This is a genomic window from Bacillus sp. FSL M8-0063, assembly GCF_038005545.1.
Lineage (GTDB): Bacteria > Bacillota > Bacilli > Bacillales > Bacillaceae_G > Bacillus_A > Bacillus_A wiedmannii.
Genome location: NZ_JBBOTJ010000002.1, coordinates 87476 through 114094, shown reverse-complemented (window position 1 = coordinate 114094; position 26619 = coordinate 87476). Strand labels below are relative to the sequence as shown.

The following is a 26619-nucleotide window of genomic DNA, read 5'->3' as shown; positions in this document are numbered from 1 at the left end:
AGATTTTATCCTTACAGATAAAATATGACGTGGGAGGGCAAATCACTGTCCAATTGACCACATCACGGACTTAAGGAGGTGTGTCTCGTGGCTAAAAAGGTAATTAAAATGGTAAAGCTTCAAATTCCTGCAGGTAAAGCTAACCCAGCTCCACCAGTTGGTCCAGCATTAGGACAAGCAGGTGTTAACATCATGGGCTTCTGTAAAGAGTTTAACGCTCGTACAGCTGATCAAGCTGGTCTTATCATCCCTGTTGAAATTACGGTATTTGAGGACCGTTCATTCACTTTCATTACTAAAACTCCTCCTGCTGCTGTTCTTCTTAAGAAAGTAGCTGGTATTGAGTCTGGTTCTGGTGAACCAAACCGTAATAAAGTGGCAACTGTTAAGCGTGATAAAGTACGCGAAATCGCTGAAACTAAAATGCCTGACCTAAACGCTGCTAGTGTAGAAGCTGCAATGCGTATGGTTGAAGGTACTGCACGCAGTATGGGCATCGTTATCGAAGACTAATTCGATTTGTTTTTAAAAAAGGTTGCGGGTCTGGAATTCCAATTCGCAACCTTTATTATCGTAAATGATTATCGTTTTTAAATAAATGGATGGCGCGCATCCTCAGGTTATACCTGAAAATAAGCGTAAACGTGGGAGGTTATTCCGCTAAAACCACATTCGAGGAGGAAATAAAAATGGCTAAAAGAGGTAAAAAGTACGTAGAAGCTGCAAAGCTTGTTGATCGTGCAACTGCTTACTCTGCAACAGAAGCAGTAGAATTAGTAAAGAAAACAAACACAGCTAAATTTGATGCGACTGTAGAAGTTGCATTCCGTTTAGGTGTTGACCCTAAGAAAGCTGACCAACAAATCCGTGGTGCAGTTGTTCTTCCACACGGTACTGGTAAAGTACAACGTGTATTAGTATTCGCTAAAGGTGAAAAGGCTAAAGAAGCTGAAGCTGCTGGAGCTGACTTCGTAGGCGATGCTGATTACATCGGTAAAATCCAACAAGGTTGGTTCGATTTCGATGTAGTAGTAGCAACTCCTGACATGATGGGTGAAGTTGGTAAACTTGGTCGCGTATTAGGACCTAAAGGTTTAATGCCAAACCCTAAAACTGGAACAGTTACTTTCGATGTAACTAAAGCTGTTAACGAAATCAAAGCTGGTAAAGTTGAATACCGCGTTGATAAAGCTGGTAACATCCATGTTCCAATCGGTAAAGTATCTTTCGAAGATGCTAAATTAGTAGAAAACTTCGGAACAATTGCTGACACTTTACAAAAAGTTAAGCCAGCTGCTGCAAAAGGTACTTACATGAAGAACGTAACAGTTGCTTCTACAATGGGACCTGGCGTACGTGTAGACGTTTCTACATTAGCGTAAATTTTGGAAGTTGACTTCATAAAGAAGTTTTTATATAATCATTTATGTTGTGAATTTAATTAGTGTACCGTAGACAGTAGGTGTCAATAGACTTAATTTCCTACCTAGGTGTTAATATACGAAACGGAAATTTTTTCTGTGACTATATGCCTCCATGTCTACAAGTTGGGCATGGAGGTTTTTAGTGCACTTTCGGTACATCTTCTATATAATCTACAGGAGGTGTAATAACATGAGCAAAGTAATCGAAACTAAACAACAAGTTGTAACTGAAATCGCGGACAAACTTCGCGAAAGTAAATCTACAATCGTTGTTGACTACCGTGGTTTAACAGTTTCTGAAGTAACAGAATTACGTAAAAACTTACGTGAAGCTGGCGTTGAGTTCAAAGTTTACAAAAACTCTTTAACTCGTCGTGCTGCAGAGTCTGCTGAAATGGCTGAGTTAAACGAATTCTTAACAGGACCAAACGCAATCGCGTTCAGTAACGAGGATGTAGTTGCTCCTGCGAAAGTATTAAACGACTTCGCTACAAAACATGAAGCTTTAGAAATTAAAGCTGGTGTAATCGAAGGTAAACTTGTAACACTTGATGAGGTTAAAGCTATCGCTACTCTTCCATCACGTGAAGGCTTACTTTCTATGCTTCTTAGCGTTCTTCAAGCTCCAATCCGTAACCTTGCACTTGCTACTAAAGCAGTTGCAGAACAAAAGGAAGAGCAAGGCGCTTAATTTTTTAAAAGATAATTACTTGTTATCTATAAAACAATACAAACCTATTTAAGGGAGGATATTTACAATGACTAAAGAACAAATCATTGAAGCAGTTAAATCTATGACTGTATTAGAACTTAACGACTTAGTAAAAGCTATCGAGGAAGAATTCGGCGTAACTGCTGCTGCTCCTGTAGCTGTAGCTGGTGGCGCTGGTGAAGCTGCTGCTGAGAAAACTGAATTTGACGTAGTACTTGCAAGTGCTGGCGCTCAAAAAATCAAAGTTATCAAAGCTGTACGTGAAATCACTGGTCTTGGCTTAAAAGAAGCTAAAGAATTAGTTGACAACACTCCAAAAGCAATCAAAGAAGGCGTTTCTAAAGAGGAAGCTGAAGAAATGAAAGCTAAACTTGAAGAAGTTGGCGCTGCTGTAGAAGTTAAGTAATTAACTTTTGATGCTTTAAAAAAGCTCGCTCTCATGCGAGCTTTTTTTTTAACTGTAAAGAAAAGAGGTGGCCATATGGCAGACCATTATTTTTCTAACGACCCTTCTAGTAAAAGTGATCGTAAGCGATGGGAATTTCCGCTTCGTGGATCTCGATTTACTTTCTTATCTGACCGTGGGGTGTTCTCGAAAAACGAAGTGGACTTTGGTTCTCGTCTTTTAATTGAAGCGTTTCAAGTGCCAGATATTAAAGGTGATATATTAGACGTAGGTTGTGGATATGGACCAATTGGTTTATCGTTGGCGAAAGAGTTTCAAGACCGTAAAGTTCACATGGTGGATGTGAATGAAAGGGCGCTTGAGCTTGCGAAAGAAAATGCCGCTAACAATAGAATTGGAAATGTACACATTTTTCAAAGTAGCGTCTATGAAAATGTAGATGGTATGTATGCTGCTATTCTATCTAATCCTCCAATTCGTGCAGGTAAAGATATCGTGCATGAGATTTTAGAAAAGGCTGTAGAGTATTTAGTTCCAGGTGGAGAGTTGTGGATTGTTATTCAAAAGAAGCAAGGTGCACCATCTGCACTGAAGAAACTAGAAGAAGTATTTTCTGAAGTCGAAGTTGTAGAAAAGAAAAAAGGATATTATATCATAAAATCAAAAAAACGTTGACGGTTATTTTTGGCTATGTTAACATTATACAATGCCAATATATGATTTTCTGCGTTGAGAAAGATGTATATTTTTGTTTCTCTTGGAAAAGATAGTAAAATCAGCAGATTATGAAACAGAATGATGGTTTTCTTATAGAAGCCATTTTTCTTTTTTGAGCAGGTAGAAAGACTCAACGTATTTATCTTTAAGAGAAAAAAACTACGCTAATAGCAGTAGTTGTATTTATTTGTGATTTTGCACAAATTTTTTTGTGCATTTATAATACTCATGATTTGAGGGGTGAAGCAGTTGACAGGTCAACTAGTTCAATACGGACGCCACCGCCAACGAAGAAGTTATGCCCGTATTAGTGAAGTATTAGAGTTACCAAATCTTATCGAAATTCAAACCTCTTCTTATCAGTGGTTTCTTGATGAGGGTTTGCGAGAAATGTTCCAGGACATTTCTCCGATCGAAGACTTTACGGGAAATCTATCGCTTGAATTTATCGACTACAGCTTAGGTGAACCTAAATACTCTGTAGACGAATGCAAAGAGCGTGATGTGACGTATGCAGCACCACTTCGTGTAAAAGTGCGTCTAATCAACAAGGAAACTGGTGAAGTAAAAGAACAAGATGTGTTCATGGGAGATTTCCCACTCATGACAGAGACTGGAACATTCGTAATTAACGGTGCAGAACGTGTTATCGTTTCCCAGTTAGTTCGCTCTCCAAGCGTATACTATAGTGGCAAAGTGGATAAAAACGGAAAACGTGGTTTTACTGCTACTGTAATTCCAAACCGCGGAGCTTGGTTAGAGTATGAAACAGATGCTAAGGATGTTGTATATGTGCGTATTGACCGTACGCGTAAACTTCCTGTAACTGTTTTGTTACGCGCATTAGGGTTTGGCTCTGATCAAGAAATCACCGAGCTTTTAGGTGATAACGAATACTTAAGCAACACATTAGAAAAAGACAACACAGATAGCACAGAGAAAGCATTGCTTGAAATTTATGAGCGTCTACGCCCTGGTGAACCACCAACAGTAGAAAATGCAAAGAGCTTACTTGTGTCTCGTTTCTTTGATCCGAAGCGCTATGATTTAGCAAATGTAGGTCGCTATAAGATCAACAAAAAGCTACACATTAAAAACAGATTGTTTAATCAACGTTTAGCTGAAACATTAGTGGATCCAGAAACTGGTGAAATTTTAGCGGCAGAAGGAACAATCTTAGATCGTCGTACACTTGATCGCATTTTACCTTACTTAGAGAAAAACATTGGATTCAAAACAGCGAAACCAATGGGTGGAGTGGTAGAAGGCGATGTTGAGCTGCAATCTATTAAGATTTATGCTCCTGAGTCAGAAGGCGAACGCGTAATTAATGTAATTGGTAATGCAAATATTACTCGCGATGTAAAACACATCACACCAGGTGATATCCTTGCTTCTATCAGTTACTTCTTCAACCTACTATACAAAGTGGGGGATACAGATGATATCGACCATTTAGGAAACCGTCGTCTGCGTTCTGTTGGAGAACTATTACAAAATCAATTCCGTATCGGTCTTTCTCGTATGGAACGTGTTGTTCGTGAGAGAATGTCGATTCAAGATACAAATGCAATTACACCACAAGCGTTAATTAACATTCGCCCGGTTATTGCATCTATTAAAGAGTTCTTCGGAAGTTCTCAGTTATCTCAGTTCATGGATCAAACAAACCCATTAGCAGAGTTAACTCACAAACGAAGACTATCTGCATTAGGACCCGGTGGTTTAACGCGTGAGCGCGCAGGCTTTGAAGTGCGTGACGTTCACTACTCTCACTATGGTCGTATGTGTCCGATTGAAACACCAGAGGGACCAAACATCGGTTTGATTAACTCATTATCATCGTTCGCGAAAGTAAATGAGTTTGGTTTCATTGAAACACCATACCGTCGTGTTGATCCAGAATCTGGTCTTGTAACAGGGCAGGTTGATTACTTAACAGCAGATGAAGAAGATAATTATGTTGTAGCCCAAGCGAATATGAAATTATCTGAAGAAGGAGAATTCCTTAGCGAAGATATCGTAGCTCGTTTCCGTGGTGAAAACATTGTCACAAATAAAGAACGCATCGACTACATGGATGTATCTCCAAAACAAGTAGTGTCGGCAGCGACAGCTTGTATTCCGTTCTTAGAAAACGATGACTCTAACCGCGCACTTATGGGAGCGAACATGCAACGTCAGGCGGTTCCGTTAATGAATCCGGAATCTCCGATTGTAGGTACAGGTATGGAGTACGTATCAGCAAAAGACTCAGGTGCTGCAGTAATCTGTAAACATCCTGGTGTTGTTGAACGCGTAGAAGCACGTGAAGTTTGGGTACGTCGCTATGTAGAAGTTGACGGTCAAACAGTAAAAGGCGACTTAGATCGCTACAAAATGCAAAAATTCATTCGTTCTAACCAAGGAACTTGCTACAACCAACGTCCAATCGTAAGTGTTGGAAATGAAGTTGTAAAAGGTGAGATTCTTGCGGATGGTCCTTCTATGGAATTAGGTGAACTAGCACTTGGACGTAACGTGCTTGTTGGCTTCATGACTTGGGACGGTTATAACTACGAGGATGCGATCATTATGAGTGAGCGCCTTGTAAAAGATGATGTGTACACTTCTATTCATATTGAAGAATATGAGTCAGAAGCTCGTGATACGAAGCTTGGACCAGAAGAAATTACACGTGACATTCCAAACGTTGGGGAAGATGCATTACGCAACCTTGACGAGCGCGGTATCATTCGCGTTGGTGCGGAAGTAAAAGATGGAGATTTACTTGTTGGTAAAGTAACACCTAAAGGTGTAACAGAATTAACAGCTGAAGAACGTCTATTACATGCTATCTTTGGAGAAAAAGCACGTGAAGTACGTGATACATCACTACGTGTACCACACGGTGGTGGCGGTATTATCTTAGACGTAAAAGTGTTCAACCGTGAAGATGGCGATGAATTGCCACCAGGCGTGAATCAACTTGTACGTGCATATATCGTTCAAAAACGTAAAATCTCTGAAGGTGACAAGATGGCCGGACGTCACGGTAACAAAGGTGTTATCTCTCGTATTTTACCAGAAGAAGATATGCCTTACTTACCAGACGGTACGCCAATCGATATCATGTTAAACCCATTAGGGGTACCATCTCGTATGAATATCGGTCAGGTATTAGAGCTTCATCTTGGTATGGCAGCAAGATACCTTGGTATTCACATTGCAACACCAGTATTCGATGGTGCTCGTGAGGAAGATGTTTGGGGCACGATTGAAGAAGCTGGTATGGCAAATGACGCGAAAACAATCCTGTATGACGGACGTACTGGTGAACCATTCGATAACCGCGTATCTGTTGGTGTCATGTATATGATCAAACTTGCGCACATGGTTGACGATAAACTTCATGCTCGTTCTACTGGACCATACTCACTTGTAACGCAGCAGCCTCTTGGAGGTAAAGCTCAGTTCGGTGGACAGCGTTTCGGTGAGATGGAGGTTTGGGCACTTGAAGCTTACGGTGCTGCTTATACTCTTCAAGAAATCTTAACAGTGAAGTCTGATGATGTTGTTGGACGTGTTAAGACGTATGAAGCAATTGTTAAAGGCGAAAATGTTCCAGAACCAGGCGTTCCTGAATCATTCAAAGTATTGATTAAAGAGCTGCAAAGTTTAGGTATGGACGTTAAAATGATGTCTAGCGACGATAAAGAAATCGAAATGCGTGATACAGAAGATGACGATGATCATCAATCAGCAGATAAATTGAATGTCGAAGTTGAGGCAACTAAAGAATAATTGGGATAACCTGTAGACTAAAAGGGAGGTAGGCCCCTTGATAGATGTAAATAACTTTGAATATATGAAGATTGGACTTGCTTCACCTGACAAGATTCGTTCTTGGTCATACGGTGAAGTTAAGAAACCAGAAACAATTAACTATCGTACGTTAAAGCCTGAAAAAGATGGCTTGTTCTGTGAGCGTATTTTCGGACCACAAAAGGACTGGGAATGTCATTGCGGAAAATACAAACGTGTACGTTATAAAGGTGTAGTTTGTGATCGATGTGGCGTTGAAGTAACGCGTGCAAAAGTTCGTCGTGAACGTATGGGTCATATCGAATTAGCTGCTCCTGTATCTCATATTTGGTATTTCAAAGGTATCCCGAGCCGCATGGGACTTGTCTTAGACATGTCCCCTCGCGCGCTTGAAGAAGTAATTTATTTCGCTTCTTATGTTGTAACAGAAAGTGGAGATACACCACTTGATAAGAAGCAATTACTTTCTGAAAAAGAATACCGTGCATATCGTGATCGATATGGTAGCACATTCCAAGCTGCTATGGGTGCGGAAGCGATTAAAAAGCTACTACAAGACATCGATTTAGATAAAGAAGTAGACTTCTTAAAAGAAGAATTAAAAACAGCGCAAGGACAACGCCGTACTCGTGCTATTAAACGTCTAGAAGTATTAGAAGCATTCCGTAACTCTGGAAATCACCCATCTTGGATGATCCTAGATGTTCTTCCAGTTATCCCACCAGAACTACGCCCAATGGTACAGTTGGATGGTGGACGTTTTGCTACTTCTGACTTAAACGACTTATACCGTCGTGTAATTAACCGTAATAATCGTTTAAAACGTCTATTGGACTTAGGTGCACCAAGCATCATCGTTCAAAACGAAAAACGTATGTTACAAGAAGCTGTAGACGCATTAATCGATAATGGTCGCCGTGGCCGTCCAGTTACTGGACCAGGTAACCGTCCATTAAAATCACTATCTCACATGCTTAAAGGTAAACAAGGACGTTTCCGTCAAAACTTATTAGGTAAACGTGTTGACTACTCTGGCCGTTCTGTAATCGTTGTAGGACCGAACTTAAAGATGTACCAATGTGGATTACCAAAAGAAATGGCGCTTGAATTGTTCAAGCCTTTCGTTATGAAAGAGTTAGTTGGAAAAGGTTTAGCACACAACATTAAGAGTGCTAAACGTAAAATCGAGCGTGTACAACCTGAAGTTTGGGACGTTTTAGAATCTGTGATCAAAGAGCATCCAGTACTTCTAAACCGCGCACCAACACTTCACCGTCTTGGTATCCAGGCGTTTGAACCTACATTAGTAGAAGGTCGCGCAATTCGTCTTCACCCCCTTGTATGTACTGCATACAACGCGGACTTTGACGGTGACCAAATGGCAGTTCACGTACCGTTATCATCAGAGGCACAAGCAGAAGCTCGTATTCTTATGTTAGCGGCACAAAACATCTTGAATCCAAAAGACGGAAAACCAGTTGTTACTCCATCTCAGGATATGGTATTAGGTAACTACTACTTAACACTTGAGCGTGAAGGCGCAATCGGTGAAGGTATGGTCTTCAAAGATGCAAACGAAGCAATACTTGCATACCAAAATGGATATGTACATCTGCACACACGTGTTGCAGTTGCTGCAAGTTCAGTAAATAATGTAACATTTACTGAAGAGCAAAAAGGTAAGCTTCTATTAACAACAGTTGGTAAATTAATATTTAACGAAATCTTACCAGAGTCGTTCCCTTATATTAATGAACCGACAAACTCAAACCTTGAAAAAGAAACACCAGCGGAGTATTTCGTTGAAAAAGGTGCGAACATTAAAGAAATTATTGCTAGTCGCGAAGAAGTGGCGCCATTTAGCAAGAAGATCCTTGGTAACATCATTGCGGAAGTATTCAAACGTTTCCAAATTACGGAAACATCTCGCATGCTTGACCGCATGAAAAACTTAGGATTTAAGTACTCTACAAAAGCTGGTATTACAGTTGGGGTATCTGACATTCTTGTATTAGGCGAAAAAGATGAAATTCTCCATGAAGCACAAGCAAAAGTAGATAATGTAATTAAACAATTCCGTCGCGGTTTAATCACGGAAGAAGAACGTTACGATCGCGTTATCTCTATTTGGAGTAATGCAAAAGATGTTATCCAAGGAAAACTGATGAAATCCTTGAATAAACGCAACCCAATCTTCATGATGAGTGATTCCGGTGCCCGTGGTAACGCATCGAACTTTACTCAGCTTGCTGGTATGCGTGGTCTGATGGCCAATCCATCTGGTCGTATTATCGAACTTCCAATTAAATCAAGTTTCCGTGAAGGTTTAACAGTACTTGAGTACTTCATCTCTACGCATGGTGCGCGTAAAGGTCTTGCCGATACAGCACTTAAAACTGCCGATTCTGGTTACTTAACACGTCGTCTTGTAGACGTTGCACAAGATGTAATTGTCCGTGAAGATGATTGTGGAACAGATCGTGGTCTATTAATTGGTGCGATTAAAGAGGGTAATGAAGTAATTGAGTCATTATATGATCGTCTTGTTGGACGTTTTGCAAGAAAAACTGTAAAACATCCTGAAACAGGTGAAGTATTAGTTAGTGAAAACCAACTAATTACTGAAGATATTGCTCATATCGTTGAAAATTCGGGTGTTGAAACTGTAAACATTCGTTCAGCGTTCACGTGTAACACTCGCCACGGTGTATGTAAGAAGTGTTACGGTCGTAACTTAGCAACTGGTACAGACGTAGAAGTAGGAGAAGCGGTAGGTATTATCGCAGCTCAATCTATCGGTGAGCCAGGTACACAGTTAACGATGCGTACGTTCCATACAGGTGGGGTTGCCGGAGATGATATCACTCAAGGTTTACCTCGTATCCAAGAGATCTTCGAAGCTCGTAACCCGAAAGGTCAGGCAGTTATCAGTGAAATCGATGGTGTTATCGCAGCGATTAACGATGTTAAAGATCGCCAAGAAGTAGTTGTACAGGGTGAAGTTGAAGCTCGTACGTATGCTATTCCTTACGGTGCGCGTCTGAAAGTAACTCTAGGACAGCCAATTAGCCACGGTAAAGAGTTAACAGAAGGTTCTATTGATCCGAAAGAATTACTAAAAGTAACGGACATTACGGCGGTTCAAGAATACTTACTACGTGAAGTTCAAAAAGTATACCGTATGCAAGGGGTAGAAATTGGTGACAAACACGTAGAAGTAATGGTACGTCAAATGTTACGTAAAGTTCGTGTAAGTGATGCGGGTGAAACAGATGTATTACCAGGAACACTACTAGATATCCATCAGTTTACTGATGCAAATGCGAAGGTGTTACTGAAAGGTAAACAACCAGCAACGGCTAGACCTGTTCTACTTGGTATTACAAAAGCTTCACTTGAAACTGATTCATTCTTATCTGCAGCATCGTTCCAAGAAACGACACGTGTCTTAACTGATGCAGCGATTAAGGGTAAACGCGATGAGCTTCTAGGATTGAAAGAAAATGTTATTATCGGTAAACTTGTTCCTGCTGGAACAGGTATGAATCGTTATCGCAAAGTGGATCTTGTAAAAACAACACAAGGTGACATGAATGTAGAAAACGATGAAGTTTATGTGGAACAGTAAAATTTTCCGTCGTAAATTTTGTATAAAAACAGTTAATCCTAGTTGACATTGTATGAGTCAAAATGTTACTATAATCAAGGTTGCTCCTGAACGATGCTTTGGAGGATATTTATATGTCTTATCAAAAAGTGTCAAATGCTGAAAATGTAGTCGTTGGTCATAAACGCACATTGGAGGCAATCAAAAATGGTATAGTTAAAGAAGTTGTTATTGCGGAAGATGCTGATATGCGGTTAACCCATATGATTATTCGTACCGCCTTGCAACATAACATACCCATAACCAAAGTTGAATCAGTTCGTAAGCTTGGAAAAGTTTCGGGGATTCAAGTGGGAGCTTCAGCAATAGGAATAATAAGTTAAAACTGTTTTTGTGAGGAGAGAGCATTTGCTCTCCCTTGCAAAAACTTTGTTTTCAACTAATAATGAACCACCTGGATATGTGGTCATACAAACATGCGAAGGGAGGATAATCAAATGCCTACTATTAACCAATTAGTGAGAAATGGTCGTACTGATAAAGTATGGAAATCTAAATCACCTGCGTTAAACAAAGGGTTCAACTCTTTAAAGAAAAAATCAACTGATATCTCTGCACCTCAAAAACGTGGTGTATGTACTCGTGTTGGTACAATGACTCCAAAGAAACCTAACTCAGCGTTACGTAAATACGCTCGTGTACGTTTAACAAACGGTATCGAGGTTACAGCTTACATCCCAGGTATCGGTCATAACCTACAAGAGCATAGCGTAGTATTAATTCGCGGTGGTCGAGTAAAGGATTTACCAGGGGTACGTTACCACATCGTTCGTGGTGCGCTTGATACAGCTGGTGTTGACAAACGTATGCAAGGACGTTCTAAATATGGTACTAAGCGACCAAAACCTGCTAAAAAATAATAAACTTATAATGAAAGGAGGAACTCAATATGCCTCGTAAAGGACCTGTTGCGAAACGTGACGTGTTACCAGATCCAATGTACAAGTCTAAGCTAGTAACACGCCTTATCAACAAAATGATGGTTGACGGTAAAAAAGGTAAATCTCAAACAATTCTTTATAACGCTTTCGATATCGTTCGTGAACGTTCAGATAAAGACCCTATGGAAGTATTCGAGCAAGCTCTTAAGAACATCATGCCTGTTCTTGAAGTACGTGCTCGTCGTGTTGGTGGTGCTAACTACCAAGTTCCAGTTGAGGTTCGTCCAGAACGCCGTACAACTTTAGGTCTTCGCTGGTTAGTAAACTATGCTCGTCTTCGTGGTGAAAAAACTATGGAAGAGCGTCTAGCTTACGAAATCTTAGATGCAGCTAACAACGCTGGTGCATCTGTTAAGAAACGTGAAGACACTCATAAAATGGCAGAAGCTAACAAAGCATTTGCTCATTACCGTTGGTAGGATTCAACGTAAAATAAATGTAAGCATAAACCGCTTTATTTGTCGCTTATGGAAGTGTGGAGAGGGAGAATGCCTCTCCCTTTCGTTGGGCGCTCGTTTTACATAATGAGGGTACTGGACATACTGACATGTGTAACAATATAAAGTGGCTTTTTTGCTACTTAAAATAAAAAAATCCAATCCATATATGGAAGGAGCAAGACACCAAATGACAAGAGAGTTCTCTTTAGAAAACACTCGTAATATTGGTATCATGGCTCACATCGATGCTGGTAAAACAACAGCAACTGAGCGTATTCTGTATTATACAGGACGTATTCATAAAATCGGTGAAACTCATGAAGGTGCATCTCAGATGGACTGGATGGAGCAAGAGCAAGAGCGTGGTATCACAATTACTTCTGCTGCAACTACAGCTCAATGGAAAGGTCACCGTGTAAACATCATTGACACTCCAGGACACGTAGACTTCACAGTAGAAGTAGAACGTTCTTTACGCGTACTTGATGGTGCGGTAGCAGTACTTGATGCACAATCTGGTGTAGAACCACAAACAGAAACTGTTTGGCGTCAGGCTACTACTTACGGTGTACCTCGTATCGTATTCGTTAACAAAATGGATAAGATTGGTGCGGATTTCTTATACTCTGTAGGAACAATCCACGATCGTTTACAAGCAAACGCACACCCAATTCAGTTACCAATCGGTGCTGAAGATGAGTTCAATGGTATCATTGACCTTGTTGAAGAATGTGCTTACATGTACGGTAACGATTTAGGAACAGACATCGAGCGTGTTGAAATTCCTGAAGAGCACAAAGAATTAGCTGCAGAATACCGTGGAAAGCTTATTGAAGCGGTAGCTGAGCTTGATGAAGAAATGATGATGAAGTACCTAGAAGGTGAAGAAATCACTGTAGAAGAGCTTAAAGCTGGTATCCGTAAGGCTACAACTTCTGTAGAATTCTTCCCAGTAATCTGTGGTTCTGCATTCAAAAATAAAGGTGTTCAAATTCTGTTAGACGCAGTTATCGACTACCTACCATCTCCATTAGATGTACCAGCTATTAAAGGTACTCTTCCGGATACAGATGAAGAAATCGAACGTAAGTCTAGCGATGAAGAACCATTCGCAGCTTTAGCATTCAAAATCATGACTGATCCTTATGTTGGTAAGTTAACGTTCTTCCGTGTGTATTCTGGTGTGTTAAACTCTGGATCATACGTGAAAAACTCAACTAAAGGTAAGCGTGAGCGTGTAGGTCGTATCCTACAAATGCACGCTAACAGCCGTGAAGAGATTTCAACAGTTTACGCTGGTGATATCGCTGCTGCTGTAGGTTTAAAAGATACTACTACTGGTGATACTCTTTGTGATGAGAAGAGTCTTGTTATCCTTGAGTCTATGGAATTCCCAGAGCCAGTTATCTCTGTAGCTATCGAACCAAAATCTAAAGCTGACCAAGATAAAATGGGTACAGCATTATCTAAGCTTTCTGAAGAAGATCCAACATTCCGTGCTCACACTGACCAAGAAACTGGCCAAACAATCATCGCTGGTATGGGTGAACTTCACCTTGATATCATCGTTGACCGTATGCGCCGTGAATTCAAAGTGGAAGCAAACGTTGGTGCTCCTCAGGTAGCATACCGTGAGACTTTCCGCGCTGCTGCGAAAGTTGAAGGTAAGTTCGCTCGTCAATCTGGTGGTCGTGGACAATTCGGTCACGTTTGGATTGAGTTTGAACCTAATGAAGAAGGTAAAGGTTTTGAATTCCAAAACAAAATCGTCGGTGGTGTAGTTCCACGTGAATACATCCCAGCTGTTGGAGCGGGTCTTGAAGACTCACTTAAAAATGGTGTACTAGCTGGTTATCCACTAGTTGACATCAAAGCTGCGTTAGTTGACGGATCTTACCATGATGTCGATTCATCTGAGATGGCGTTCAAAATCGCTGCATCTATGGCACTTAAAGCTGCGGTTTCTAAATGTAGCCCAGTAATTCTTGAGCCAATGATGAAAGTTGAAGTTGTAATTCCTGAAGAGTACATGGGTGACATTATGGGCGACGTAACATCTCGCCGTGGACGTGTAGAAGGTATGGAAGCTCGCGGTAACGCACAAGTTGTTCGCGCTATGGTTCCACTTTCTGAAATGTTCGGTTATGCAACGGCATTACGTTCTAACACTCAAGGACGCGGAACATTCTCAATGACATTTGATCATTATGAAGAAGTACCGAAGTCTGTTTCTGAAGAAATTATTAAAAAAAATAAAGGTGAATAATTGATTTTTATCGATTGTTCAAGTATAACTACTTATGTAAGCTTAGAAAGTGGGACGTAAGTTTCACTTTCTAGTCTAAATATAAAATAACCTATATAAACTAAGGAGGAATTTAGAATGGCTAAAGCTAAATTCGAACGTTCTAAACCCCATGTTAACATCGGTACAATCGGCCACGTTGACCATGGTAAAACTACATTAACTGCTGCGATCACTACAGTTCTTGCAAAAGCTGGTGGTGCTGAAGCACGCGGATACGATCAAATCGACGCTGCTCCAGAAGAAAGAGAGCGCGGAATCACAATCTCAACTGCACACGTTGAGTACGAAACTGAAACTCGTCACTATGCACACGTTGACTGCCCAGGTCACGCTGACTATGTTAAAAACATGATCACTGGTGCTGCTCAAATGGACGGCGGTATCTTAGTAGTATCTGCTGCTGATGGCCCAATGCCTCAAACACGTGAGCACATCCTTCTTTCTCGTCAAGTAGGTGTTCCTTACATCGTTGTATTCTTAAACAAATGCGACATGGTAGACGACGAAGAATTATTAGAATTAGTAGAAATGGAAGTTCGCGACCTATTATCTGAATACGGATTCCCAGGCGACGACATTCCTGTAATCAAAGGTTCTGCTCTTAAAGCTCTTCAAGGAGAAGCTGATTGGGAAGCAAAAATCATTGAATTAATGACTGAAGTTGATGCTTACATCCCAACTCCAGAACGTGAAACTGACAAACCATTCTTAATGCCTATCGAGGATGTATTCTCTATCACAGGTCGTGGTACAGTTGCAACTGGTCGTGTAGAGCGCGGAATCGTTAAAGTTGGTGACGTAGTAGAAATCATCGGTCTTGCTGAAGAAAATGCTTCTACAACTGTAACTGGTGTAGAGATGTTCCGTAAACTTCTTGACCAAGCTCAAGCTGGAGACAACATCGGTGCTTTACTTCGTGGGGTTGCTCGTGAAGACATCCAACGTGGACAAGTTCTTGCTAAAACTGGCTCTGTAAAAGCTCACGCTAAATTCAAAGCTGAAGTTTTCGTATTATCTAAAGAAGAAGGTGGACGTCACACTCCATTCTTCGCTAACTACCGTCCTCAGTTCTACTTCCGTACAACTGACGTAACTGGTATCATCCAATTACCAGAAGGTACTGAAATGGTAATGCCTGGTGACAACATCGAAATGACTATCGAACTTATCGCTCCAATCGCTATCGAAGAGGGAACTAAATTCTCTATTCGTGAAGGTGGACGTACAGTAGGTTACGGTGTAGTTGCTACAATCGTTGCTGAGTAATCTTTAAATAGATTATTAAAAAACTCAAGGGATTCTCCCTTGAGTTTTTTTATTGTTAATTAATATAGAAGGAAGAGGTGTGTTTTCTATCTTTGAATGAGTTTCTTCTATAGTATATAAAACAAGAAGTAACATCCATAAACTGTAAGTTGAATAAGAGCAGATGAAAACTTGAAATTCTTTAAAGTGCCATGTATAATAGCAAAAGTAGAGAAAAGCAGATGCAAACAAAAAGATGCTTGCATCTAGACGAATAACATTGTATAATAAACAATGTTGGTCTTTGACTGCGATGAAGTGGAAGGTTGCTGACACACCCGGCCGCTTTGCCATGGCATGGTGTGGGGAAATTTCCATGGAGAAGGTCTATTTTAGAAATAGGCGAACGAAGGAGGGAAAATAATGGCAAAAGAAAAAATTCGTATCCGTTTAAAAGCTTATGATCACCGTATTCTTGATCAATCAGCTGAGAAAATTGTAGAAACAGCTAAGCGTTCTGGGGCAACAGTTTCTGGTCCGATCCCATTACCAACTGAGAAGACTATTTACACAATTCTTCGTGCTGTTCATAAGTACAAAGATTCTCGTGAGCAATTCGAAATGCGCACACACAAACGTTTAATCGATATCGTGAGTCCTACTCCACAAACAGTAGATTCATTAATGCGTTTAGACTTACCGTCTGGTGTAGATATCGAAATCAAACTATAATTCATATAACTTAAAAATGTAGGAGGTGTAACTCATGACCAAAGGAATCTTAGGAAGAAAGATCGGTATGACTCAAGTATTTGCTGAGAACGGTGAGTTAATCCCAGTAACAGTTATCGCTGCTAATCCAAACGTTGTTCTTCAAAAGAAAACAACTGAAACTGATGGCTACAATGCAATCCAGTTAGGATTTGAAGATAAACGTGAAAAGTTAACTAACAAACCTGAACAAGGCCACACTGCTAAAGCATCTACAACTCCTAAGCGCTTCATTCGCGAAATCCGCGATGCAGACGTGGACGGATTAGAGGTTGGTCAAGAGGTAAAAGTTGAAGTTTTCGCTGCAGGTGAAATCGTTGACGTAACAGGAATTTCTAAAGGTAAAGGTTTCCAAGGTGTTATCAAACGCCACGGACAATCTCGCGGACCTATGTCTCATGGTTCTCGCTATCACCGTCGTCCAGGTTCAATGGGCCCAGTTGCTCCGAACCGTGTATTCAAAGGCAAAAAACTTGCTGGACGTATGGGTGGAGACCAAGTTACTATCCAAAATTTAGAAATCGTTCAAGTTGACACTGAGCGCAACTTATTACTAGTAAAAGGTAACGTTCCAGGTGCTAAGAAATCTCTTGTAGTTGTTCAAGGCGCTGTGAAGGTTAGCAAATAATTCACAATAGGAAGGAGGAATTCCAATGCCAAAAGTTACTGTATATAACCAAACTGGTTCACAGGTTGGTGAAATCGAATTAGCTGAAGCTATTTTCGGTATCGAACCAAATGAAGCTGTACTTTTCGAAGCTGTAATGATGCAACGTGCATCTTTACGTCAAGGTACACACAAAGTAAAAACTCGTTCTGAAGTTCGTGGTGGTGGTCGTAAACCATGGCGTCAAAAAGGAACTGGACGTGCTCGTCAAGGGTCTATCCGCTCTCCTCAATGGCGTGGTGGTGGTACGGTATTCGGACCTACACCAAGAAGCTATGCGTACAAACTTCCTAAGAAGGTTCGTCGTTTAGCAATCAAATCTGCATTAGCTACTAAAGTAGTTGAGAACAACATTGTAGTTCTTGAAGACCTAGTGTTAAATGCACCAAAAACAAAAGACATGCTAGCAGTACTTAAAGGATTAACTGTTGAGAAGAAAGCTCTTATCGTAACTGCTGATGCAAACGAATCTGTAGAGTTATCTGCTCGCAATATCCCTGGAGTAACAGTAATCACTGCTGATGGCGTAAACGTTTTAGACGTGCTTCATCATGATAAGCTAATCATGACAAAAGCGGCAGTGGAAAAAGTAGAGGAGGTGCTTGCATAATGAGAGATCCTCGTGATATCATTAAGCGCCCAGTTATCACTGAACGTTCTATGGAAATGATGGCTGAAAAAAAATACACGTTCGATGTGGACGTTAAATCTAATAAAACAGAAGTTAAAGATGCTCTTGAAGCGATCTTTGGTGTTAAAGTAGAAAAAGTGAACATCATGAACTACAAGCCGAAAGCAAAACGCGTTGGTCGTCACGCTGGTTTTACTAGCCGTCGTCGTAAAGCAATCGTTAAGCTAACTGCTGACAGCAAAGAAATCGAAATCTTCCAAGGCGTTTAATTCTTACTAAAGAAGGAGGGAAATTGAGATGGGAATTAAAAAGTATAATCCAACTACTAACGGTCGTCGTAATATGACTACGAATGATTTCGCTGAAATCACGACTGACAGACCAGAAAAGTCATTACTTGCTCCTTTAAGCAAGAAGGCTGGTCGTAATAACCAAGGTAAAATTACTGTACGTCATCAAGGTGGCGGACATAAGCGTCAATACCGTATCATCGACTTTAAGCGTAACAAAGATGGAATTCCAGGACGCGTTGCTACGATCGAATACGATCCAAACCGCTCTGCGAATATCGCATTAATTAACTACGTTGACGGTGAAAAACGTTACATTCTTGCTCCTAAATCTTTAGAAGTAGGTATGGAAGTTATGTCTGGCCCAGAAGCTGACATCAAAATCGGTAACGCATTACCATTAATCAACATTCCAGTAGGTACTGTTGTTCATAATATCGAGCTTAAGCCTGGTCGTGGCGGACAATTAGTTCGTTCTGCTGGTACATCTGCTCAAGTACTTGGTAAAGAAGGTAAATACGTACTTGTACGTTTAACTTCTGGTGAAGTACGTCTTGTATTATCTGCTTGTCGCGCTTCAATCGGTCAAGTAGGTAACGAACAACACGAACTTATCAAAATCGGTAAAGCAGGTCGCTCTCGCTGGTTAGGTAAACGCCCAACAGTTCGTGGTTCTGTAATGAACCCGGTTGATCACCCACACGGTGGTGGTGAAGGACGTTCTCCAATCGGACGTAAGTCTCCAATGTCTCCATGGGGTAAACCAACTCTTGGATTCAAGACTCGTAAGAAAAACAAAGCGTCTGACAAATTCATCGTTCGTCGTCGTAAAAAATAATGGGATTGTAGTACGGTTCATTTCTAGAACCGTACGCCAATCACGAAGGGAGGCACCAAAATGGCTCGTAGCTTAAAAAAAGGACCATTTGTCGATGATCACTTAATGAGCAAAATGGAAAAATTAGTTGCATCTGAGCAAAAACAAGTTGTTAAAACTTGGTCTCGCCGTTCAACAATCTTCCCTCAGTTCATCGGACACACAATCGCTGTATATGATGGTCGTAAACACGTACCTGTATACATCACTGAGGATATGGTTGGCCATAAGTTAGGTGAATTCGCACCAACTCGTACGTATAAAGGTCACCTTGCTGACGATAAGAAAACTAGAAGATAATGAGAGGAGGCACTTCAATGCAAGCTAAAGCAGTAGCGAGAACAGTTCGTATTGCTCCTCGTAAAGTTCGTTTAGTAGTAGACTTAATCCGAGGTAAGCAAGTGGGTGAAGCGATTGCTATCCTTAACCACACACCAAAAACTGCTTCTCCAGTTGTAGAGAAAGTTTTAAAATCTGCAATCGCAAATGCAGAGCACAATTATGAGATGGATATTAACAACCTAGTTGTTGAAAAAGTTTTCGTTGACGAAGGTCCAACGTTGAAACGTTTCCGTCCACGTGCAATGGGTCGTGCAAGCCAAATTAACAAACGCACAAGCCACATTACAGTTGTGGTATCAGAAAAGAAGGAGGGATAATCGATGGGTCAAAAGGTTAATCCAATTGGTCTTCGTGTCGGCGTTATCCGTGACTGGGAATCTCGTTGGTTCGCAGAGAAAGATTATGCTACATTATTACATGAAGACATCAAAATCCGTGAGTACATTACTGTACGCTTAAAAGATTCTGCTGTTGCTAAAGTAGAAATCGAACGTGCAGCAAATCGTGTAAATGTTACAATTCACACTGCAAAACCTGGTATGGTAATTGGTAAAGGTGGTACTGAAGTTGAAGCACTTCGTAAAGCACTTAACCAATTAACAGGCAAGCGTGTACACATCAACATTTTAGAAGTTAAGAGAGCTGATCTTAACGCTAAATTAGTAGGCGAAAACATCGCTCGTCAATTAGAAAACCGTGTATCATTCCGTCGTGCACAAAAGCAAGTTATTCAACGTGCTATGCGTGCAGGTGCTAAAGGTATTAAAACACAGGTTTCTGGTCGTCTTGGCGGAGCTGATATCGCTCGTGCAGAATCTTACAGTGAAGGAACTGTTCCACTTCATACACTTCGCGCTGATATTGACTATGCAGCAGTTGAAGCTGATACAACATACGGTAAATTAGGCGTAAAAGTATGGATCTACCGTGGAGAAGTCCTTCCTACAAAAAAGAAAGCTTCTGAGGAAGGAGGAAAATAATATGTTAATGCCAAAACGCGTAAAATATCGTAGAGAGCATCGTGGTAAAATGCGTGGTCGTGCAAAAGGTGGAACTGAAATTGCTTTCGGTGAATTCGGTTTACAAGCACAAGCTGCTTCATGGATTACAAACCGTCAAATCGAAGCTGCTCGTCGTGCAATGACTCGTTACATGAAACGTGGCGGTAAAGTATGGATTAAAATTTTCCCTTCTAAACCTTACACTGCAAAACCTCTAGAAGTACGTATGGGTTCCGGTAAAGGGGCACCAGAAGGCTGGGTAGCAGTAGTAAAACCTGGGAAAATTATGTTCGAAATCGCGGGTGTATCTGAAGAGGTAGCACGCGAAGCATTACGTCTTGCAGCTCACAAGTTACCTGTGAAATGTAAATTCGTAAAACGTGAAGAAAATGGTGGTGAATCTAATGAAAACTAATGATATTCGTGAATTAACCACTGCCGAAATCGAAACAAAAGTTAAAGCTTTAAAGGAAGAATTGTTCAATCTTCGCTTCCAACTTGCTACAGGACAATTAGAGAATCCAACTCGCATTCGTGAAGTGCGTAAAGCAATTGCTCGTATGAAAACTGTAGTTCGTGAAAGAGAGATCGGAATTAATCGATAAATTGAGGGGAGGTTTGCATAGTGAGCGAACGTAACCAACGCAAAGTTTATACTGGTCGTGTTGTGTCTGACAAAATGGACAAAACGATTACAGTTTTAGTTGAAACTTACAAAACTCATTCCTTGTACGGAAAACGTGTTAAGTATTCTAAGAAGTACAAAGCCCATGATGAGCAAAACCAAGCGAAACTTGGCGATATCGTTAAAATCATGGAAACTCGCCCGCTTTCTGCTACTAAGCGTTTCCGTTTAGTTGAAATCGTTGAAGAAGCGGTTATTATCTAAATAGACGAATCGGAATTTTTAGTCCGAAGGGAGGTTTCATAACATGATCCAACAAGAATCTCGTTTGAAAGTTGCTGACAACTCTGGTGCACGTGAACTTTTAACAATTAAAGTATTAGGCGGCTCTGGTCGTAAATATGCTAACATTGGTGACATTATCGTTGCTACGGTAAAACAAGCAACACCAGGTGGCGTTGTTAAAAAAGGTGACGTTGTTAAAGCAGTAGTGGTACGTACGAAGAGCGGAGCTCGTCGTCCGGACGGTTCTTATATCAAATTTGATGAAAACGCAGCGGTTATCATCAAAGACGATAAGAGCCCACGTGGTACTCGTATCTTCGGACCAGTAGCTCGTGAATTACGTGATAGCAACTTCATGAAGATCGTTTCTTTAGCTCCAGAAGTTCTATAATTTAAGGTATTGCCTTGCTAAGGAGGTGCAGAATTAAGATGCATGTAAAAAAAGGTGATAAAGTACAGGTAATCACTGGAAAAGACAAAGGAAAACAAGGCGTTATCCTTGTGGCTTTCCCAAAGCAAAACCGTGTTATCGTTGAGGGTGTTAACATCGTTAAAAAACACTCTAAGCCATCTCAATTAAATCCACAAGGTGGAATTATTACTAAAGAAGCACCTATTCACGTTTCTAACGTTATGGTTTTAGATCCGAAAACAGGTGAACCTACTCGTGTAGGCTTCAAAGTAGAAGATGGTAAAAAAGTTCGTATTGCAAAAAAATCTGGTGAATTATTAGATAAATAATTTTCTTAAGAAAGGAGGTCACTTCATTGAATCGCCTTAAAGAGAAGTTCCAAAAGGAAATTACTCCTGCTCTAGTGAGCAAGTTTAACTATAAATCTGTGATGGAAGTACCGAAAATCGAAAAGATCGTAATCAACACTGGTGTTGGTGACGCGGTATCTAACTCAAAAGCTTTAGACAATGCAGTAGAAGAATTAACACAAATCGCAGGTCAAAAACCTGTTGTAACTCGTGCTAAAAAATCAATCGCTGGTTTCCGTCTTCGTGAAGGTATGCCAATCGGTGCGAAAGTAACTTTACGCGGCGAGCAAATGTATGAGTTCTTCGACAAATTAGTATCAGTTTCTTTACCACGTGTACGTGATTTCCGTGGTGTTTCTAAGAAATCATTCGATGGTCGTGGGAACTACACATTAGGTGTTAAAGAGCAACTTATCTTCCCTGAGATCGATTATGATAAAGTAAGCAAAGTCCGCGGTATGGACATCGTAATCGTTACTACAGCGAAAACTGATGAAGAAGCTCGTGAACTTTTAACACAATTCGGTATGCCATTCCAAAAATAATGGAAGCCAACGCTAAGTAGAGGAGGCGAAAACGTGGCTAAAAAATCTATGATAGCGAAACAAAAGCGTACTCCTAAGTTTAAAGTACAAGAGTATACACGTTGCGAACGCTGCGGTCGTCCGCATTCTGTATACCGCAAATTTAAGCTTTGCCGTATTTGTTTCCGTGAACTTGCATATAAAGGTCAAATTCCTGGTGTTAAAAAAGCTAGTTGGTAAAACCCACAAATGGGAAGGAGGTAAAACACATGGTGATGACAGATCCAATTGCAGACATGCTTACTCGCATCCGTAATGCGAACATGGTACGTCATGAGAAATTAGAGGTTCCTGCTTCTAAAATCAAAAAAGAGATCGCTGAACTTTTAAAACGTGAAGGTTTCATTCGTGATGTAGAATACATCGAGGATAACAAACAAGGTATCCTTCGTATTTTCCTGAAATATGGTGCAAACAATGAACGTGTAATCACTGGATTAAAACGTATCAGTAAACCTGGCTTACGCGTTTACGCTAAAGCTGATGAAGTACCACGTGTACTTAACGGATTAGGTATCGCTCTTGTTTCTACATCTAAGGGAGTAATGACAGACAAAGACGCTCGTCAATTACAAACTGGTGGAGAAGTAGTAGCATACGTTTGGTAATATATATTTAAAACGAACGGAGGTGTGACCACATGTCTCGTATTGGTAAAAAGATTCTTGAAATCCCTGCAGGTGTTACTATTACAATTGCAGAAGACAATACTGTAACAGTAAAAGGCCCTAAAGGTGAATTAACTCGTAAATTCAATGCTGATATGTCTATCAAAATTGAAGAAAATACACTAACAGTTGAGCGTCCATCTGAACAGAAGGAACACCGTGCATTACACGGTACAACTCGTGCTTTAATCGGAAACATGGTTGAAGGTGTAACTGCAGGTTTCGCACGCGGACTTGAATTAGTCGGTGTTGGTTACCGTGCTCAAAAACAAGGAGATAAACTTGTTTTAAGCGTAGGTTATTCTCATCCAGTAGAAATGACTCCGGAAGCAGGTCTTGAAGTTGAAGTACCTGTACCAACTAAAATCGTAATCAAAGGTATCGACAAGCAACGTGTTGGCGAATTTGCTGCTAACATCCGTGCTGTACGTGCTCCTGAGCCTTATAAAGGTAAAGGTATTCGTTACGAAGGCGAAGTTGTTCGTCGTAAAGAAGGTAAAACTGCTAAGTAAACCCGTTAGGTGAGAGAAAGGAGTGACAAGAATGATCACTAAAGCTGATAAAAATGCGACTCGTAAGAAAAGACATGCACGTGTACGTGCTAAACTTACTGGTACTGCAGAACGTCCACGTTTAAACGTGTTCCGTTCTAACCAACATATTTACGCTCAAGTTATTGATGATGTAAATGGTGTAACGTTAGTAAGTGCATCTACTCTTGATAAAGACCTTGCTCTTAACGGTACTAGCAATACTGAAGCTGCTACGAAAGTAGGAGAATCAGTTGCTAAGCGTGCTGTAGAGAAAGGCGTTAAAGAAGTAGTATTCGATCGCGGTGGTTACTTATACCATGGCCGTGTTAAAGCTCTAGCTGAGGCTGCTCGTGAGGCTGGATTACAATTTTAATGGTCAAAGGAGGGAAAATTGATGCATCGCATTGACCCAAGTAAATTAGAACTTGAAGAACGTGTAGTTACGATAAATCGTGTCGCGAAAGTTGTTAAGGGTGGTCGTCGTTTCCGCTTTGCTGCACTAGTTGTAGTTGGCGATAAAAACGGTCATGTTGGATTCGGTACTGGTAAAGCACAAGAGGTACCAGACGCAATCCGCAAAGCTATCGAAGACGCTAAGAAAAACTTAATCGCTGTACCATTAGTTGGTACAACAATTCCACACACAATCAACGGTCATTTTGGAGCTGGTGAAGTATTCTTAAAACCTGCTGCTGAAGGTACTGGTGTTATTGCTGGTGGACCTGTTCGTGCGGTACTTGAATTAGCTGGTGTACAAGATATTCTTTCGAAATCTCTTGGTTCTAACACACCAATCAACATGATTCGCGCTACTGTGAACGGATTAAGCGAACTTAAGCGCGCTGAAGATGTTGCAAAATTACGCGGTAAATCTGTAGAAGAGCTACTAGGTTAAGGAGGGAAAACAAATGGCGAAAAAGTTAGAAATTACCCTCACTCGTAGTGTAATTGGTCGTCCACAAGATCAACGTGCGACGGTAGAAGCTTTAGGTCTTAAAAAGTTGAATTCAACTGTAGTTAAGGAAGAAACTCCTGCTATTCTTGGTATGATCAACAAAGTTTCTCACCTTATAACTGTAAAAGAAGCTTAAGGATAACTCATTAATATAAGGAGGTGCCTGGGAATGAAACTTCATGAATTAAAACCTGCAGAAGGTTCTCGTAAAGTACGTAACCGTGTCGGTCGTGGTATCGGTTCTGGTAACGGTAAAACTGCTGGTAAAGGTCATAAAGGACAAAACGCACGTTCTGGTGGCGGTGTTCGTCTTGGCTTCGAAGGTGGTCAAACTCCATTATTCCGTCGTTTACCAAAACGCGGCTTCACAAACATTAACCGTAAAGAGTTTACTATTGTAAACTTATCAACGTTAAATCGTTTTGAAGATGGTACAGAAGTAACACCTGAATTATTGCTGGAAACTGGCGTTATCAGCAAGTTAAACGACGGTGTTAAAATTCTTGCAAGCGGCGCAGTAGAGAAAAAATTAACTGTTAAAGCGCACAAGTTCTCTTCAAGTGCTAAAGAAGCAATTGAAGCAGCTGGCGGATCAGTTGAGGTGATCTAATGTTTCGTACAATCTCCAACTTTATGCGCGTTGCTGAGATAAGACGTAAAATATTATTCACTTTAGCGATGTTAATCGTATTCAGGATTGGCACGTTTATCCCAGTGCCATTTACAAATGGAGACGTACTGAAAGCACAAGATCAATTAAATGCCTTAGGTATCCTAAATACATTTGGCGGTGGCGCCTTGAAAAACTTCTCCATCTTTGCGATGGGAATCATGCCGTATATTACAGCATCCATCATCGTGCAATTATTGCAGATGGATGTTGTTCCTAAATTTTCGGAATGGTCGAAGCAAGGTGAAATGGGCCGTCGTAAACTAACGCAATTCACGCGTTATTTTACAATTGTTCTTGCGTTTATTCAGGGGTTTGGTATGTCAATCGGTTTTAACGGTATGGTAGGTGGGCAATTAATTTTGAATCCTGGTTGGAGCACTTATTTATACATTGCTACGGTACTGACTGCTGGTACTGCATTTTTAATGTGGTTAGGTGAACAGATTACAGCTAAAGGTGTAGGTAATGGTATTTCCATCCTTATCTTTGGCGGTATTGCCGCAGCGATCCCAAGTGTTATATCTCAAGTGTATCAACAACAGTTTCAAAATATCGGAGATCAATTGTTCATGAGTATCGTTAAAGTTGCATTGATCTTACTAGCTGTGCTAGCGGTTATTGTTGGTGTTATTTTCATTCAACAGGCTGTTAGAAAGATCCCAATTCAATATGCGAAGCGTGTAACAGGAGGGAATGGGAATCATGCTGGAGCACAAAACACACATTTACCGCTTAAGGTAAATAGTGCGGGTGTTATTCCAGTCATTTTTGCTGTTTCATTCTTAATTACGCCTCCAACTATTGCACAGTTCTTCCCGAATCATGATGTATCGCAGTGGATCATTGCAAACTTTAACTATTCTCACCCAGTGGGAATGATCATATATGTTGCGCTCATTGTAGCCTTCACATATTTCTATGCGTTTGTTCAGGTTAATCCAGAGCAAATGTCAGAGAATCTAAACAAACAAGGTGGATATGTTCCAGGTATTCGTCCGGGTAAGAATACGGAACAATATCTAACAAAAATCTTGTATCGTTTGACCTTTGTAGGATCAATTTTCCTAGCAGCGATTGCAATCTTACCAGTTATCTTTACGAAATTGGGAAATCTTCCTCCATCTGCACAGATTGGTGGAACGAGTATGTTAATCGTTGTCGGCGTTGCTTTAGAAACAATGAAGCAGCTAGAAAGCCAACTGGTAAAACGCCATTACAAAGGGTTTATCAAGCAATGAGTAAGTGGGAAGAATCGTCTTCCCTACATGCTCATGTACTCTGAGGGGGAACA

General features: G+C 40.7%; 34 protein-coding genes and 1 other annotated feature. All 34 genes read left to right on the top strand.

Annotated features, from left to right (window positions below):
• Positions 1-87 precede the first annotated feature (87 nt).
• The 34 genes from rplK to secY all read left to right on the top strand — a co-directional run bounded on the left by rplK (position 88) and on the right by secY (position 26566).
• Positions 88-513 (top strand): 50S ribosomal protein L11, encoded by a 426-nt coding sequence (rplK, locus tag MKX31_RS23105; protein WP_001085872.1) that lies wholly within the window; start codon positions 88-90, stop codon positions 511-513.
• Positions 514-689: 176 nt separating this feature from the next.
• Entirely contained in the window at positions 690-1382 is a 693-nt protein-coding gene (gene rplA / locus MKX31_RS23100; protein ID WP_002096939.1) for a 50S ribosomal protein L1, read from the top strand.
• Positions 1383-1431: 49 nt separating this feature from the next.
• Positions 1432-1575, top strand: a sequence feature (ribosomal protein L10 leader region).
• A gap of 39 nt (positions 1576-1614) precedes the next feature.
• On the top strand, positions 1615-2115 hold the full coding sequence (gene rplJ / locus MKX31_RS23095; RefSeq protein ID WP_000048721.1) for a 50S ribosomal protein L10: 501 nt from the start codon (positions 1615-1617) through the stop codon (positions 2113-2115).
• Between the two features lie 67 nt (positions 2116-2182).
• On the top strand, positions 2183-2542 hold the full coding sequence (gene rplL / locus MKX31_RS23090) for a 50S ribosomal protein L7/L12 (protein ID WP_000159737.1): 360 nt from the start codon (positions 2183-2185) through the stop codon (positions 2540-2542).
• Between the two features lie 75 nt (positions 2543-2617).
• Entirely contained in the window at positions 2618-3217 is a 600-nt protein-coding gene (locus MKX31_RS23085; RefSeq protein ID WP_064475099.1) for a class I SAM-dependent methyltransferase, read from the top strand.
• Positions 3218-3508: 291 nt separating this feature from the next.
• Positions 3509-7042: a DNA-directed RNA polymerase subunit beta gene (rpoB, locus tag MKX31_RS23080; protein ID WP_064475100.1), complete on the top strand. Its 3534-nt coding sequence runs from the start codon at positions 3509-3511 to the stop codon at positions 7040-7042.
• A 37-nt stretch (positions 7043-7079) separates the two neighbouring features.
• Positions 7080-10691 carry a DNA-directed RNA polymerase subunit beta' gene (rpoC, locus tag MKX31_RS23075; protein ID WP_000567948.1) on the top strand — a complete coding sequence of 1204 codons (3612 nt, stop codon included), beginning with the start codon at positions 7080-7082 and terminating at the stop codon, positions 10689-10691.
• 113 nt (positions 10692-10804) lie between these two features.
• Positions 10805-11053 (top strand): 50S ribosomal protein L7ae-like protein, encoded by a 249-nt coding sequence (locus MKX31_RS23070; protein WP_000121828.1) that lies wholly within the window; start codon positions 10805-10807, stop codon positions 11051-11053.
• 114 nt (positions 11054-11167) lie between these two features.
• Complete coding sequence (rpsL, locus tag MKX31_RS23065) at positions 11168-11590, top strand: 30S ribosomal protein S12 (RefSeq protein ID WP_001142341.1); 423 nt, start codon at positions 11168-11170, stop codon at positions 11588-11590.
• Positions 11591-11619: 29 nt separating this feature from the next.
• Positions 11620-12090: a 30S ribosomal protein S7 gene (rpsG, locus tag MKX31_RS23060; RefSeq protein WP_001137489.1), complete on the top strand. Its 471-nt coding sequence runs from the start codon at positions 11620-11622 to the stop codon at positions 12088-12090.
• 208 nt (positions 12091-12298) lie between these two features.
• Positions 12299-14377 (top strand): elongation factor G, encoded by a 2079-nt coding sequence (fusA, locus tag MKX31_RS23055; RefSeq protein WP_000196381.1) that lies wholly within the window; start codon positions 12299-12301, stop codon positions 14375-14377.
• 117 nt (positions 14378-14494) lie between these two features.
• Complete coding sequence (tuf, locus tag MKX31_RS23050; RefSeq protein ID WP_001029616.1) at positions 14495-15685, top strand: elongation factor Tu; 1191 nt, start codon at positions 14495-14497, stop codon at positions 15683-15685.
• Positions 15686-16087: 402 nt separating this feature from the next.
• On the top strand, positions 16088-16396 hold the full coding sequence (rpsJ, locus tag MKX31_RS23045; RefSeq protein WP_001040595.1) for a 30S ribosomal protein S10: 309 nt from the start codon (positions 16088-16090) through the stop codon (positions 16394-16396).
• Between the two features lie 34 nt (positions 16397-16430).
• Complete coding sequence (rplC, locus tag MKX31_RS23040) at positions 16431-17063, top strand: 50S ribosomal protein L3 (RefSeq protein ID WP_000160209.1); 633 nt, start codon at positions 16431-16433, stop codon at positions 17061-17063.
• A 25-nt stretch (positions 17064-17088) separates the two neighbouring features.
• Positions 17089-17712: a 50S ribosomal protein L4 gene (rplD, locus tag MKX31_RS23035; protein WP_001127258.1), complete on the top strand. Its 624-nt coding sequence runs from the start codon at positions 17089-17091 to the stop codon at positions 17710-17712.
• Positions 17712-18002, top strand: coding sequence for a 50S ribosomal protein L23 (rplW, locus tag MKX31_RS23030; RefSeq protein WP_001205558.1), 291 nt, complete (start codon positions 17712-17714; stop codon positions 18000-18002). The genes rplD and rplW overlap by 1 nt, the downstream gene beginning before the upstream one ends.
• A gap of 28 nt (positions 18003-18030) precedes the next feature.
• On the top strand, positions 18031-18861 hold the full coding sequence (rplB, locus tag MKX31_RS23025; RefSeq protein WP_000511583.1) for a 50S ribosomal protein L2: 831 nt from the start codon (positions 18031-18033) through the stop codon (positions 18859-18861).
• Positions 18862-18921: 60 nt separating this feature from the next.
• A complete protein-coding gene (gene rpsS, locus MKX31_RS23020) occupies positions 18922-19200 on the top strand; it encodes a 30S ribosomal protein S19 (protein ID WP_000124454.1) in 279 nt (92 codons plus the stop codon).
• A 17-nt stretch (positions 19201-19217) separates the two neighbouring features.
• On the top strand, positions 19218-19559 hold the full coding sequence (gene rplV / locus MKX31_RS23015; protein WP_001148024.1) for a 50S ribosomal protein L22: 342 nt from the start codon (positions 19218-19220) through the stop codon (positions 19557-19559).
• A 3-nt stretch (positions 19560-19562) separates the two neighbouring features.
• A complete protein-coding gene (gene rpsC / locus MKX31_RS23010; protein WP_000529958.1) occupies positions 19563-20222 on the top strand; it encodes a 30S ribosomal protein S3 in 660 nt (219 codons plus the stop codon).
• Between the two features lies 1 nt (position 20223).
• Complete coding sequence (gene rplP / locus MKX31_RS23005; RefSeq protein ID WP_000928969.1) at positions 20224-20658, top strand: 50S ribosomal protein L16; 435 nt, start codon at positions 20224-20226, stop codon at positions 20656-20658.
• Complete coding sequence (gene rpmC, locus MKX31_RS23000; protein ID WP_000855718.1) at positions 20648-20848, top strand: 50S ribosomal protein L29; 201 nt, start codon at positions 20648-20650, stop codon at positions 20846-20848. Before rplP ends, rpmC begins: the two co-directional genes overlap by 11 nt.
• 20 nt (positions 20849-20868) lie before the next feature.
• Complete coding sequence (gene rpsQ / locus MKX31_RS22995) at positions 20869-21132, top strand: 30S ribosomal protein S17 (protein ID WP_000004106.1); 264 nt, start codon at positions 20869-20871, stop codon at positions 21130-21132.
• A gap of 43 nt (positions 21133-21175) precedes the next feature.
• The gene (gene rplN / locus MKX31_RS22990) at positions 21176-21544 is read left to right on the top strand and encodes a 50S ribosomal protein L14 (protein ID WP_000615912.1); all 369 of its coding nucleotides are present in this window, start codon (positions 21176-21178) and stop codon (positions 21542-21544) included.
• Between the two features lie 38 nt (positions 21545-21582).
• The gene (gene rplX / locus MKX31_RS22985) at positions 21583-21894 is read left to right on the top strand and encodes a 50S ribosomal protein L24 (RefSeq protein WP_000558201.1); all 312 of its coding nucleotides are present in this window, start codon (positions 21583-21585) and stop codon (positions 21892-21894) included.
• A 26-nt stretch (positions 21895-21920) separates the two neighbouring features.
• Positions 21921-22460 carry a 50S ribosomal protein L5 gene (rplE, locus tag MKX31_RS22980; protein WP_001080829.1) on the top strand — a complete coding sequence of 180 codons (540 nt, stop codon included), beginning with the start codon at positions 21921-21923 and terminating at the stop codon, positions 22458-22460.
• 33 nt (positions 22461-22493) lie between these two features.
• A complete protein-coding gene (rpsN, locus tag MKX31_RS22975) occupies positions 22494-22679 on the top strand; it encodes a 30S ribosomal protein S14 (protein WP_001085700.1) in 186 nt (61 codons plus the stop codon).
• A gap of 29 nt (positions 22680-22708) precedes the next feature.
• On the top strand, positions 22709-23107 hold the full coding sequence (rpsH, locus tag MKX31_RS22970) for a 30S ribosomal protein S8 (protein WP_000245511.1): 399 nt from the start codon (positions 22709-22711) through the stop codon (positions 23105-23107).
• A 32-nt stretch (positions 23108-23139) separates the two neighbouring features.
• Positions 23140-23679 carry a 50S ribosomal protein L6 gene (rplF, locus tag MKX31_RS22965; RefSeq protein ID WP_064475101.1) on the top strand — a complete coding sequence of 180 codons (540 nt, stop codon included), beginning with the start codon at positions 23140-23142 and terminating at the stop codon, positions 23677-23679.
• A 31-nt stretch (positions 23680-23710) separates the two neighbouring features.
• Positions 23711-24073 carry a 50S ribosomal protein L18 gene (rplR, locus tag MKX31_RS22960; protein WP_000628818.1) on the top strand — a complete coding sequence of 121 codons (363 nt, stop codon included), beginning with the start codon at positions 23711-23713 and terminating at the stop codon, positions 24071-24073.
• Positions 24074-24094: 21 nt separating this feature from the next.
• Positions 24095-24595, top strand: a complete 501-nt coding sequence (gene rpsE, locus MKX31_RS22955) for a 30S ribosomal protein S5 (RefSeq protein WP_000554646.1) — start codon at positions 24095-24097, stop codon at positions 24593-24595.
• 13 nt (positions 24596-24608) lie between these two features.
• Positions 24609-24791 carry a 50S ribosomal protein L30 gene (rpmD, locus tag MKX31_RS22950; RefSeq protein ID WP_001085231.1) on the top strand — a complete coding sequence of 61 codons (183 nt, stop codon included), beginning with the start codon at positions 24609-24611 and terminating at the stop codon, positions 24789-24791.
• A gap of 33 nt (positions 24792-24824) precedes the next feature.
• Positions 24825-25265 (top strand): 50S ribosomal protein L15, encoded by a 441-nt coding sequence (gene rplO, locus MKX31_RS22945; protein WP_000766083.1) that lies wholly within the window; start codon positions 24825-24827, stop codon positions 25263-25265.
• A complete protein-coding gene (secY, locus tag MKX31_RS22940; RefSeq protein WP_000490119.1) occupies positions 25265-26566 on the top strand; it encodes a preprotein translocase subunit SecY in 1302 nt (433 codons plus the stop codon). Before rplO ends, secY begins: the two co-directional genes overlap by 1 nt.
• The last annotated feature ends 53 nt before the right edge of the window (positions 26567-26619 follow it).